11 protein-coding genes are annotated in these 12,168 nt (G+C 69.3%); 3 read left to right on the top strand and 8 right to left on the bottom strand.

What is annotated here, in order from left to right; genetic code table 11:
• From ACK5NO_RS05375 to ACK5NO_RS05360, 4 genes are all read right to left on the bottom strand, one after another.
• On the bottom strand, positions 1-439 hold a 439-nt coding region (locus ACK5NO_RS05375; RefSeq protein ID WP_416811640.1), incomplete at its 3' end, for an adenosylhomocysteinase.
• On the bottom strand, positions 436-1,410 hold the full coding sequence (locus ACK5NO_RS05370) for a cation diffusion facilitator family transporter (protein ID WP_416811639.1): 975 nt from the start codon (positions 1,408-1,410) through the stop codon (positions 436-438). The genes ACK5NO_RS05370 and ACK5NO_RS05375, both read right to left, overlap by 4 nt.
• Before the next feature lies 1 nt (position 1,411).
• A complete protein-coding gene (locus ACK5NO_RS05365; protein ID WP_416811638.1) occupies positions 1,412-2,830 on the bottom strand; it encodes a phosphomannomutase/phosphoglucomutase in 1,419 nt (472 codons plus the stop codon).
• Between the two features lie 15 nt (positions 2,831-2,845).
• Complete coding sequence (locus ACK5NO_RS05360; RefSeq protein WP_416811637.1) at positions 2,846-3,199, bottom strand: DUF3499 domain-containing protein; 354 nt, start codon at positions 3,197-3,199, stop codon at positions 2,846-2,848.
• Positions 3,200-3,269: 70 nt separating this feature from the next.
• Here ACK5NO_RS05360 and ACK5NO_RS05355 point away from each other — a divergent pair, with 70 nt between their 5' ends.
• On the top strand, positions 3,270-3,668 hold the full coding sequence (locus ACK5NO_RS05355) for a metallopeptidase family protein (protein WP_416811636.1): 399 nt from the start codon (positions 3,270-3,272) through the stop codon (positions 3,666-3,668).
• On the opposite strand, the gene ACK5NO_RS05350 is transcribed toward ACK5NO_RS05355, so the two are convergent.
• From ACK5NO_RS05350 to ACK5NO_RS05335, 4 genes are all read right to left on the bottom strand, one after another.
• Complete coding sequence (locus ACK5NO_RS05350; protein ID WP_416811635.1) at positions 3,656-4,951, bottom strand: DUF5719 family protein; 1,296 nt, start codon at positions 4,949-4,951, stop codon at positions 3,656-3,658. The two genes, ACK5NO_RS05355 and ACK5NO_RS05350, sit on opposite strands and share 13 nt — an antisense overlap.
• Positions 4,948-8,094, bottom strand: a complete 3,147-nt coding sequence (locus ACK5NO_RS05345; RefSeq protein WP_416811634.1) for a glycosyltransferase family 2 protein — start codon at positions 8,092-8,094, stop codon at positions 4,948-4,950. The genes ACK5NO_RS05350 and ACK5NO_RS05345 overlap by 4 nt, the downstream gene beginning before the upstream one ends.
• A gap of 24 nt (positions 8,095-8,118) precedes the next feature.
• The gene (locus ACK5NO_RS05340; protein WP_416811633.1) at positions 8,119-8,439 is read right to left on the bottom strand and encodes a WhiB family transcriptional regulator; all 321 of its coding nucleotides are present in this window, start codon (positions 8,437-8,439) and stop codon (positions 8,119-8,121) included.
• A gap of 84 nt (positions 8,440-8,523) precedes the next feature.
• Positions 8,524-9,519, bottom strand: coding sequence for a glycosyltransferase family 2 protein (locus tag ACK5NO_RS05335; RefSeq protein WP_416811632.1), 996 nt, complete (start codon positions 9,517-9,519; stop codon positions 8,524-8,526).
• A 60-nt stretch (positions 9,520-9,579) separates the two neighbouring features.
• Between ACK5NO_RS05335 and ACK5NO_RS05330 the strand changes: the two genes are divergently transcribed.
• Together ACK5NO_RS05330 and ACK5NO_RS05325 are read left to right on the top strand one after the other, a co-directional pair.
• Positions 9,580-10,812, top strand: a complete 1,233-nt coding sequence (locus tag ACK5NO_RS05330; RefSeq protein ID WP_416811631.1) for an LCP family protein — start codon at positions 9,580-9,582, stop codon at positions 10,810-10,812.
• A 101-nt stretch (positions 10,813-10,913) separates the two neighbouring features.
• Positions 10,914-12,167 (top strand): LCP family protein, encoded by a 1,254-nt coding sequence (locus ACK5NO_RS05325; RefSeq protein WP_416811630.1) that lies wholly within the window; start codon positions 10,914-10,916, stop codon positions 12,165-12,167.
• Position 12,168: the final 1 nt, after the last annotated feature.

Here is a 12,168-nt window from a genome sequence, read left to right as displayed (position 1 = left end):
GGGTGGCGTCGCCGCCGTCGTCAAGGATGATCGTGGGGCCGTCGTGGCCCTCCCACGTGAGGATGCGGTCCGTGTAGTCCCAGTAGTCGGCGATGGTCTCGCCCTTGGTCGCGAACACCGGAACCCCGGCAGGAGCCGAGTAGGTGCCCTTGCCCACGACGATCGCCGCCGCCGCATCGTCCTGCGTCGAGAAGATGTTGTACGAGGCCCAGCGCACGTCGGCGCCAAGCGCCGTCAGCGTCTCGATGAGCACCGCGGTCTGGGTGGTCATGTGCAGCGAGCCTGCGATACGCGCGCCGGCGAGCGGCTGAGAGTCACCGAACTCCTCACGCAGGGCCATGAGCCCCGGCATCTCCTGCTCCGCGAGCCGGATCTGGTGGCGCCCGGCTTCTGCCAGCGACAGGTCGGCAACCACGTGGTCTGCGGCGGGGTGGGTCATGTGGGCTCCTCGTCAGGCAGGGGAAGGGCCGATGCGCTGGCCGGGCTCTCGCCCACAGCGGCACTGCGGCGCAGGTCGGGTTCGATGAAGATGAGACGGGCGGTGGGGACGGACTCTCGGATGAGGGTCTCGGCCCGGTCGATGTGCTCGGCGAGTTCATCGACACTCACGCCGTGCGCGACACCCACCTTAGCCGCGATCATGACGTCCTCCGGCCCTAGATGCATGGTGCGCAGGTGGATGACGTCCGTCAGCGGCGAGGCTGCGAAGGCGGCGCGGATCAGGGCCAGGTCCTCTGGCGTCACGGACTCGCCCATGATGAGGGACTTGGTCTCGCGCGCCAGGATCACCGCGACGGCGACGAGCAGCACTCCGATCAGCGCCGTGCCGATGGCGTCCCAGATGCCGTCTCCGGTGATGAGTGTCATGGAGATGCCGAAGAACGCGCACGTGAGTCCGACGAGCGCGGCGGTGTCTTCGAGCAGGATGACGGGGATCTCGGGCGAACGGGAGCGGCGAATGTAGGCGAACCACCCGAGCGAACCGCGCACCGCGCGCGCCTCCCGGACGGCCGTGCGCAGGGACGCCCCCTCAAGCACCATGCCGATGGCGAGGACCACGAGGGGCACCCACACCCAACTGTCGATCGGCTCGGGGTCTTGCCACTTCTCCCACGCCTCGAACAGCGAGAACAATCCGCCCAACGCGAAGAGCATGACGGCCACGAGGAACGCGTAATAGTACCGATTGCGCGCGTAGCCAAACGGGTGGGTGTCGTCCGCCGCGCGGGTCGCCTTGCGCTTGCCTACGAGCAGCAGCACCTGGTTGCCAGAGTCCACGACCGAGTGGATCGCTTCGGCAAGCATCGACGAGGCGCCGGTGAGCGCCCAGGCCACGAACTTGGTGGCGCCGATCCCGAGGTTGGCGCTGAGCGCCGCGACGATCGCCTTGGTACCGCCCTCACTCGACATGTCAGCCCTCGCGAATGACCGCAAGCACCTTGTCGCGCAACGCCTCCATGTCGGCGGCCGTTGCGGCCTCGACGTTCAGTCGCAGCAGCGGCTCCGTGTTGGAGGGCCGCACGTTGAACCACCAGCGCGGCTCCGCGTTCCAGTGCGAGAAGGTGACGCCATCGAGCTCGTCCACCTCGACATCCTCGCCAGCGAAGGTCTCACGCACCCGCGCGGTGGCGAGTGCCGCATCGGCCACGGTCGAGTTGATCTCCCCCGAGGCCGCGTAGGGGGTGTACTCCTCGAGTAGCTCCGACAGCGGGCGGTCCTGGCCCCCCAGGGCCGCGAGCACGTGCAGCGCGGCGAGCATGCCCGAGTCCGCGAAGAAGAAGTCGCGGAAGTAGAAGTGTGCGGAGTGCTCGCCACCGAAGACGGCGTTGAGGCGCGCCATCTCGGCCTTGATGAAACTGTGGCCCACCCGGGAGCGTACGGGCGTGGCGCCCGCGGCCTCGAGCTGCTCGGGCACGGCGCGCGAGGAGATGAGGTTGTGAATGACGGTGGGCGTGCGGCCCTGAGCGAGTTCCCGTGCGCTCTCGCGCAGCCCCACCAGCGCGGTGATGGCCGATGCTGGCACCACTTCGCCACGCTCGTCCACCGCGAAGCACCGGTCGGCGTCTCCGTCGAAGGCGAGGCCAATATCCGCGCCGTGCTCTCGCACTGCGGCCTGGAGGTCGACGAGGTTGGCAGGGTCGAGCGGGTTGGCCTCGTGGTTGGGGAAGGTGCCGTCGAGCTCGAAGTACAGCGGGATGATCTCGAGCGGTAGCGCGGGCAGGCCGGCGTCCGTCCCGAGGACGGCGGGCACGGTGTGCCCCGCCATGGCATTGGCGGCGTCCACCACGACCTTGAGGGGGCGAATCGCGCCCAGGTCCACGAGCGAGCGCAGGAACTGCGCGTACTCGACCAACATGTCGCGCTGCGTGAGTGAGCCGCGCTCGGCCGCCGCAGGGATACCGTCCACAAGGTAGTCGGCGGCGCGCTCGCGCACGTCGCCCAGTCCAGTGCTCTCCCCCACGGCTCGGGCCAGGCGCCTGCACATCTTCATGCCGTTATAGGCGGCAGGGTTGTGCGAGGCCGTGACCATGACGCCGGGCCGCTCCAGGGCGCCAGAGGCGTGGTAGAGCCCGTCGGTCGAGCACAGGCCGATGTCGATCACGTCGACACCGCGGTCGCGCAGGCCGTCACCGACGGCCTCGACCAGTCCAGGGCCGGAATCGCGCATGTCCCGCCCGATCACGACTTGGGTCTCGCCATCGGGCAGCACCACGGCGTCGGCGAAGGCGGCGCCAATGGCGCGCGCGACCTCCACCGTCAACGTCTCGCCCACGATGCCGCGGACGTCGTAGGACTTGATCAGGCTGGTCAGATCTGGGCGCTCAGTCACGCGCCCAGGGTAGCGTCAGGCGTCTCCCGAGACGACCCGAAGATGTCCACGACGGGGCTCCGACGCCAGCGGAGCGGGCGGCGGCTGCACCACGCGAGGGCGCCCGGCCTCGCGCACGGCTCGCGCCAGGGCGTCCAGATCGTCGGGGCTCGGCCCGGCGTCGACGAACTCCTGGTGAATGTGCACCACGTCCCAGCCTCGCGGTGCGGAGAAACGCTCCGCGTGGTGGGCACACAGGTCGTAGCAGTGCGGCTCCGCCTGCGCGGACAACTGGCCCACGACGACGGTCGAGTCCGCGTACACATACGTCAGCGTGGCCGCCGCCGGGCGGTCGCAGGTGGTGCGGGTGCACTGACGACTGGACTTCACGCCCAGGACACTACGCTCGCTCGCGCTCGCCGTCCGATTGCCACGCCGATGCGGGGGTACCGTGGGCGCCATGGCACCTCGGGATAGGCACGACAGGGGGCTGCGCGCCCCGCTTCTGCCGTACGACGCACCCGCCTATCGCACCCGTGCAGAGGTGTTCGACGACGAGGTGCGCGACGCCGTCGAGCGTCTCGAGCCGCGGTGGGGCAAGCATTGGGGGCGCATCGACTTCGCGGCCGAGGACGTGCCCCCCTCCGACCCCACCCCGTGGGAGCACGGTGTGCCGCTTGGCCGGGTGTTCGCGGCGGAGTCCGGTCAGCCCACCCGCGTGGTGCTGTATCGCCGCCCCATCGAACTGCGTGCCGATCGCGACCAGATCCGTGCGCTCATTCGCGATGTTCTTGCGGAGCAGGTGGCGGCCGTCGTGGGCCGCGCGCCTGAGGATGTCGACCCGCACTACGGGGTGTAGACGCCCACTGTCGCCTCGACGGTGGTGGCGGTCAGCTCTGTGGTGACCGGCTCGATGGTCGTGACAAAACCGGCCTCACGGTCCTCGACCACGATGGCCCACGCGAAGGCGTCGGTGCTTGACAGCACCGTGCCCGCCGCGACGTCGAGAGCGACGGATCCGACGCCGAACTCTGCCGTGTCGAGCGTGACCTGCTCGTCGCCAGCCTGGGCAGTCAAGGTGCCCCCTTCGGGGCCATACGCGACGAGGGTGATGTCACCCTCGGGCACCACAAGGGCTCGCTCGCGCGTGTCGCCCAGTTCCTGAGCGGCCGTCCACGCGTGGTCGAGGGCGGTGCGGTCCTCATCGATCGCCGACTCGCGCGGTACCAGCACCCGCGCGCCGGCCGCGACGGGTGTCGACGACTCGATGCGCACGGCGGCAAGGTCGACGAGCGGCACCTGGACCTCGGTCACCACGCCGCCTTCGAGTTCCAGGCCGTCCTCGCCGAGCCACGACTGCTCCCCGTCGCTGCTGACGAGGCTGAGGAACACGTCAGCGTCGTCGAGCGCGAGCAGCGTCAGGGTCGCTTGGGCGCCCTCGGCCGACGGGCCAGCGATCGGCACGGCCTGGTCCGTCGCCATGAGGGTGGGCCCCACCCAGTCGGTGCCTGCGGCGACGAATCCGTCCAAGCGGGAGTCTTGCAGGGCGGCCACCACCCCGGCACCTCCTGCGGTGACCCGCACGGCAAGGGCTGGCAGTTGCGCCGCGACGGACTCGAGCAGCAGCGCCTCCTGGCTCTGCGGCCCCACGAGCACGGACCGCACGTCTTCGACGGCGCCCACGGGGCCAAACAGCTCCACTTGCGCTCTGACAGCCGATGCGGTGGGGTTCGACAACACCAGGCGGGAGCTCGATCCGACGGTCGTTGACCCGCCGACGAGCCACTGTTCACGTGCAGGCGTCGTGCAGCCGATGCCCGCGAGTCCCGCGATGTCACCGCCACCGACGCGTTCGACCGAGACGGCCTGGGGCGAGTCGACCGACGTCCCTTCTCCGAGCGCGGTGCCCTCCGGCGTCACAGCGATCGTGACGTCGCTGGAACCCGAATCGAGGTCCTCGTCGCCGGACGAGATGGACCCCACAGGGATCACGAGCGGCCCGGGACACACGGCGGCCTGACGCACCGGATCCACCTCCACCGACGCCGATGCGCCAGCGTCGCTGGCGTGGGGCGGCGCCCCGAGTGTTGCCACCCCGAGCAGCGCTGCGACGGCGACCACGGTCGCCAGGATGCGGATCATGAGACCTCCTCCGCCCGTGCGCGACGCGAGCCCACTGGGATAGCCGCGACCAGCGCCCATGCGAGCGCCACCACCGTCGCCCAGGCCCAGACTCGGTACCCGCGGTCGTCGTAGCGCGCCACCACCTGGCCGCCCTCGGCGAGGGCGAAGACTTGCCGACCCAGTTCGTCCGTCGCGCCTGCCACCGACTGACCGTCAAGGGACGCAATCCAGCGGTCGTCAGCGGCCTCGGCGAGCACGACCGTGCCCGGCCCTGGCGCGTCGAATGACACCCCATCGGCGCTGATGGCCAGGGCCTTCGAGGCACCGTCGGCTCCCACAAAGGTGGCGCGGCTCACCCGGTCGGCGCCCTCGGCCGCGCCCACCCTCCACGAGGTCCCCCTGTCGGCAGAGCCCATGAGGTGCAAGTCGGCGTGCTGGGACAGGGCGTCAGCGACGGCGTCTGCGCCGGGCGCAGCGACGACCACCCCGATGCCCCAGTCGGCCAGCAGGTCCACGTCTGCGGAGCCTCCCGCCACGAGCGAAGCAACCGTGGGCCCGAAGGCGGCGGGGCCGGCGACCGGTGCGGCGCCGCCGCCGCGCACGGCGGGGACGGCGCCCTCGATGAGGGTGGCCGCGGTCGACAGCACCTCCGTGCCATCGGTCGACATCACCGCATAGGAAACTGTCTCGTCCACCTGATCGATCACCAGCACCCGCTGATGGTGGACGCTGCCTTGCTCAAGCGCGGCCACGAGCGGAAGGGCATCCCTACTCGACGGCGCGACGTCGCCGAGCGATGCCGCCCCTGGCCAGGCATACGCGGTGGCGGCGCCCAGGACCACGACGGAGCATGCCGCTACCCCCAGCCCGGCACCCCACTGGCGCGCGCGGGTACGAGGGTTCGCCCCCGCATCGGCCGTCACCACGGCGGCCTCGCGGGCACCCACGTCTCCGTCGAAAGCGGCGCAGGCGGCCACGAGCAGCGCAAGGACAGCGAGCGTCATGGGCGCGCCGTACCAGCCGGTCGCGGCCGGGCCATCGGCCCCAGCGTCGGGCGACAGCGTCAACGACTGCACCACGACGGCGAGCGCGACGCCACCCGCGGCCGTCAGCAACGCTCCGGCGCACAGCAGGCGGCGCCGCGCGACAACTCCCGCCAGCAACGCGGCCACCAGGATCAGCACGGGAAGCGCGCGCAAGGCGACGACCAAGGGCAGGGGCACGGCACCGGTCTCGCCGATCCCGCCCAGCAGCAGATCGGAGCCCGACAGCGCGGTCGAGGTCGCCGATGGCCCAGGCTCACGAGCAAGGATCGCGCCGGCCGTGCGCAGAGAACCTGCCGAGGCCGCGGCGATCAGGCCAGGCGCGGAGACGATGAGCGGCACCACGACAATGCCCCACACCTTCCACCGAGTGCGGCCAGCGCAGGCTCCCGCGACGGCAACAATCATCAGCGCAGGTGCCAGGAGCACGGGAGCCGCGATGACCAGAACCGCGATCGCCGCCGAGGCCCCTGCTGCGGCGCTGCGCGTGGGTCGCTGCTGTACCGGGAAGCGCGTGCCGTCGCCCAGCAACTCGCCGCGATGCCAGCCGCCTGCCCGGATGAGTCCCACCACTGCGAGGGGTGCCACGATGTGCACCAGCACGGCCGCCACGCGCCCCTGCGCCACCGACTCGGCAGCGATGGGCCACACCGCGTACGCGGCCGACGCCAGCAGCCGCATCCACAGCGAGCGAGTCACTGCTCCGGTGGCCGCCCACGCTGACATCCCCGCCAGCAGCGGCGCGAACGCCAACGTCAGACCCAGCCACAGCGCCAGGCCACCGGGCGCCAGCGCAAACGGCAGCAGCAGCATGCTGAGGCCGGCGTCGATCGCGGGAGCCCCCAGGCCCTGGGTGCTCCAACCCGTGATCGCTCGTGCCCACAGTTCGCCCACGGAAGCATCGGTCACCCCGAGCGTGCTACCCGTGAGCATCTGTCCTTGCACCAGGGCAGAGATCCACTCCGGATGCAGCGCGACGCTGAAGCCCGCAAGCAGCACCGCAAGAGCCACCGCGGTGGTGCGCCTGCGGCGTGCGAGCACCGTCAGCTCGCGACGTGCCACGTCCGACGGCTGCGCGGCCGCCCGCGCCCTCGACCGGGCGCCCCATTCGAGTGCGCGCACGTGCCGGGCCACGTCTCGCGGACCCGCCAACAATTGGCGCTCCGCCTGGGTGGCCTTTCCTGACCGATGCGCTCGCCAACGCGCCCGCGGCAGGCGCGGCAGGAGCAAGATCAGGCGCCAGGGCACCAGCAGATCGGCCGTGAGCAGCCGCGGTTCGTTCTGGGCGATCCGCAGCACGGCGCGGGCACCGCTGGCGAGTGACGCCCACACGAACAACAGGGGGACGGCCCACCACGGGCTGAACACCAGTGCGTGGTACCACTCCGAGGCACGGCGAGCGCCATAGGTGGCGCGGCGTCCGCCTCCGGAGCCGCCGCGGCGACCATAGAGGCGTTCCTGGCTGTGCCTGACACGTGCCCCCGGCACGGCCACCACGTCATACCCTGCGCGCCATGCGCGACGGCAGAAGTCGAGGCTTGAACTCCACCCCTCGCCCGCGCCGTCGAGGCCTTCGAGAACGGTCCACAGTTCCCGCCGCACGAGCGCACCGCCCAGCGAGACCGCGAGCACGTCATCGCGCTGCGCGTACTGACCCTGGTCGACGTCATCCTCTTCGACCATGGCGATACGCCGCGCGCCCACACGAGTCGTGGTCATCCCGAGCGAGACCAGCCGGTCGGGAGAGTCCCACTGCACCTGCGCCGCGCCCACCACGCCTGCGAGCCTGCGCTTGCGGGCAGTGGCGGCGAGCGCGGCGAGCGCTCCCGGAAGCGGCGCCATGTCGTCGTGGAGCAGCCACAGCAGTTCCGAGTCGTCGCCTGGGTTGGCCGCGAGCACCGCCTCGATGGCGGTGCCAAAACTGTGGGCCTCGACGTCGATGACGTCGAGCCTGCGGTCCCAACCGCCAGGCGGCGGGTCGAGGGGACCCGTCAGCGCGAGGTGAACCACATCGGGCGCGGGGTCCTGTGACAGGACCGCGTCAAGGGCGGCATGAACCTGGGTGGTGCGCCCGTCCGCTACAACGACCGCGCGCACCACGATGCGCGCGGGACTCACGTTGTTCCCACGCAGTCCGACCTCTTAGACAGCGCGGCGCTTGAGTTTGCGCCGCTCGCGCTCCGACAACCCACCCCAGATGCCAAAGCGCTCGTCGTTGGCGAGTGCGTAGTCGAGGCACTCAGCACGCACGTCGCACGACGCACATACCTTCTTGGCCTCGCGGGTCGAGCCACCCTTTTCAGGGAAGAACGCCTCGGGATCTGTCTGGGCGCACAGTGCGCGCTCCTGCCAAGCAAGGGGACCGTCATCCTCGACGCCCCCAAAGATGTCGACAACCGACGCCAACGTTGGCGAGGGCTTGCCTGCGTCTGAGGGCACCGCACCGCCGTAGATATTCCACATGGGCTGTCCTCCGATCGCTGCGACAGGAAATGATCCCTGCCTGTAGGAATTACACCGTTGTTATCCCTATGCGTCAAGCCGAGCCTAACGCACGCCCCGCAGGAAGCCCGCTCCCCACGCCAAGTGCATCGTCATCAGCACCACAGGCATGCGCAGTGCCGCCGCCAGACCCGTTCGCGGCAAGAGCAGGAGCGTTGCCCCGAGCACGCCCACGAGGTAGCCCGCGGGCACGATGAGCGCAGCCGCTAGCCATGGCCATCCGACCACCAATCCAGAAACTCCCGCAACGAGGCCGAGGAATACCGCGATCGTGACCAGCGGCGCCGCCAAATACCGCACCGATAGGCTCTCGGGATGGCGCCGTGCCACTTCCCGGCGCCAGCGTCCCGTGCTGTAGAACTGGCGATTCAGTGCACGCCAGGTCGACCGTGGCGTGTACGGCACCGCCATGCCGGGCACGAACCACACCTCATGGCCTGCCTGGCGCAAGCGGTGGTTGAGTTCCCAGTCCTGAGCCCTGACAAAGTGCTCGTCATAGCCCCCGACGCTCGCGAGCGCGTCGCGGCGAAACGAACCCAAGTAGACCGACTCCGTCTGGCCTTCTTGCCCGCCCATGCGGTGGCCTGCACCGCCAAGACCAAAGCGCGACGACATCGCCACCGCTACCGCACGTGAGAAGGGGCTCCCGCCCCGCGGCACCATGCGTCCTCCGACGTTGGCCGCACCCGTCGACGCGAGCGCCGCCACCGCGAGATCGATGTATCCCGCCGGCATGAGTGCGTGACCGTCCATCCGCACCAGCACATCGTGCTGCGCCGCCGCGATGGCGCGATTGAGCCCCACCGGGGTGAAGCCCTCGGGATTGTCGACAATCACCGCGAGCCCGTCGTCCGCCAACCGCTGAGCGACGGCTTCCGTGCCGTCGTCCGACGGCGCCACCGCGACCACGACTTCGAGCTCTCCGCGGTACCCGCAAGCGTGGATCGCCTCCACGCAGGGCGCCAAGCCTTCGGCCTCGTTGCGCACAGCAAGCACCACGCTCACGGGCGGGAGCGCTGCCGCGGGGCCTGGTTCAGTCACGCACGTAGGCTACTTCACGCACAGAAGTACGATGTGCCTGATGGGGGGGAAGGAGTGAGCATGCCCACAGGGGTCCCGCGATGGCGCCATGCCGCACAAGACAGGGGCCATCCGCTCGCGCGCTCGGTCGCGGTCGCTGCCGCCGCCGTCGTCGGCTTTGTCGTGGTCTTCGCCCAAGCATCCCTGGGTACCGTGACCGGGGCCATGGATTCCAAGGACATCGGCTCCCTCGTCTCCCATACTCCTGATACCCCCGAGCCCGCGGCCGAGTCCGGCGAGCCCCTCAACATCCTGCTCCTCGGATCCGACGTGCGCTCAGGCGCCAATGCCGCCATTGGAGGCGACGTCACCGACGGCATGCGCTCTGACGTCACCGTGATCGCGCACATCTCGGGAGACCGGTCTCGTGTGGACCTGATCTCCATCCCCCGCGACCTCCAAGTCGAGATCCCTGATTGCACGCTGTTCGACGGCACGGTCGTCGACGGCGGGTTTGGCGACTTCAACGCCGCGTTCGCCAACGGCGGGCGAGACGGTGACCCCGCCGAGGCCGCCGCGTGCACCATCAACACCATTCACTCGGTGATGGATATCCGGATCGACCACTTTGCCGTCGTCGACTTCACGGGATTTGTGGCGATGGTCGACGCGCTCGACGGCATCCCCATGTGCGTCCCTGAACGCATCGTCTCGAAGAAGTCCAACCTGGATCTTGAACCGGGACCCAAGATCTTCGACGGCATCACCGCCTTGAACTGGGCCCGCCTCCGCACCGCCGAGGTGGGCAACATCTCCGGCTCCGACCTGCAGCGCATCGAGCGCCAGCAACAGCTCCTCGCCGTGACCTTCCGCACCGCCGCGGCCAAGAACCTCTTTACCGATGCAGCTCAGCTCGCAGCGTTCATTCGCGCGGGCGCAGAGTCGTTAACCACGGACGCCGAGTTGGGTTCGGCCACTACCCTCGCGGGCCTGGGCCTCAGCCTGCGCGGGCTATCGATCGATGACGTCACCTTCGCCACCATTCCGTGGCAGTACACCGCCGACCGTCTCGACGTCGTCATGACCGACGACGCCGAGACGATGCTCGACGACCTCCGCCACGACAGGGAGTTGTCCGTCGACGCCCAGGGCGATGCCACGTCCGCGTGGGACGATGGCATGGCTCACACCACCCCGACGCCCACGCCCGCCACGAGCGCCGATGCGCCATCGAGTAGCGCCGACGATGGCACCGAGGGCAGCGCCGGGGAGCAAGAAGCGGTCGAGGACATCCTCGCCGAGTGCACCGCCTGACCAGAACGCCCGCGTGCCAGCGGGAACGCGGCTGGTTACCGGATCGTTACCCGGCCAGGTAACCTGACCTCGCTTCGAGCACACCCACCACGGAGGAATTGATGGCGTCTCGCCGCCCCCGCGCGCACGCGCGTCACGCCACGCACGCCCCGAACCGGCACGTGCTGTCGGCGGTGGGTTCGGCAGCTGCAGCGGTCCTGGGGTTCTCGGCCGTGTTTGGCACGGCCTACCTGGGTCTCGCGCAGAGTTCGATCAACCGCGAGGACATCTCTTCCCTGATTGGTGCGACGGACTCCGAAGGCAAGGTTGTCGAGACCACCGAACCCACCGACTTCGCCGCTGGCGAGGACCTCAACATCTTGCTGATCGGTTCAGACGAGCGCAACGACGAAAACGCCACCATCGGCGGTGATGTGGCCGACGGCATGCGCTCGGACACCACGATGATCATGCACATCAGCGCAGATCGCAGCAGGATCGACGTGATTTCGATTCCTCGAGACATGCGGGTCGATGTCGCTGACTGCCAGATGTTCGACGGCACCACCAAGACAGGGTGGACGGCCAAGTTCAACACGGCCTTTTCCCTTGGAGGCTCCAACGGCAACCGTGCTGAGGCCGCAGCCTGCACCATGCGCACGGTGACCGACGAGACGGGTATCGAGTTCAACGGCCACTACGTGGTGGTGGACTTCACCGGCTTCATCGACATGGTCGACGCTCTGGGCGGCGTGCCCATGTGCATCACCCACGACATGTACTCGAAGAAGGCCAAGCTCGACCTTGAGGCCGGCCCCCAGGTGCTTGACGGTGAAACCGCGCTGGCGTTCGCGCGCGCACGCACCGGCACGGGGTTGGGCGACGGTACCGACCTGATGCGTATCGAGCGTCAGCAGGAACTGTTGACCAACACTGCGCGCAAGGCGCTGGGGCTGAACCTGCTCACGGACATCGGCGAGCTCACGCAGTTCATCAAGGCGGGTGCAGAGTCGATCACGATGGACTCCCAGCTCGGATCGATCACGAACCTCGCGGGATTGGCCTACAGCCTGCGCAATTTCGATACGGACAACCTGACGTTCACCACCGTGCCGTGGGAATACTCCAGCGACGACACCGGCGACGTGCTGGCGATCGAGGATGAGGCACAGGCGCTCTTCCAGGCCATCATCGACGACGAGCCGATGCCAGGCGAGGACGAGGAGACCACCACGTCCCCCACCCCTGATGCCAGCGCATCGGCCACCCCCTCGACCAGCGAAACGCCCACGACGGACCCGAGCATCTCCGCGACTACCCCCGAGCGAGAGACGGAAGCCGACATCCTCGCCCAGTGCGAGGCGCTCGAGTACTAAG

This window comes from Demequina sp. (assembly GCF_047975725.1).
In the GTDB taxonomy this organism is placed as follows: Bacteria; Actinomycetota; Actinomycetes; order Actinomycetales; family Demequinaceae; genus Demequina.
The sequence above is the reverse complement of the archived record's forward strand: the minus strand, read 5'-3'. Positions and strand labels throughout refer to the sequence as shown.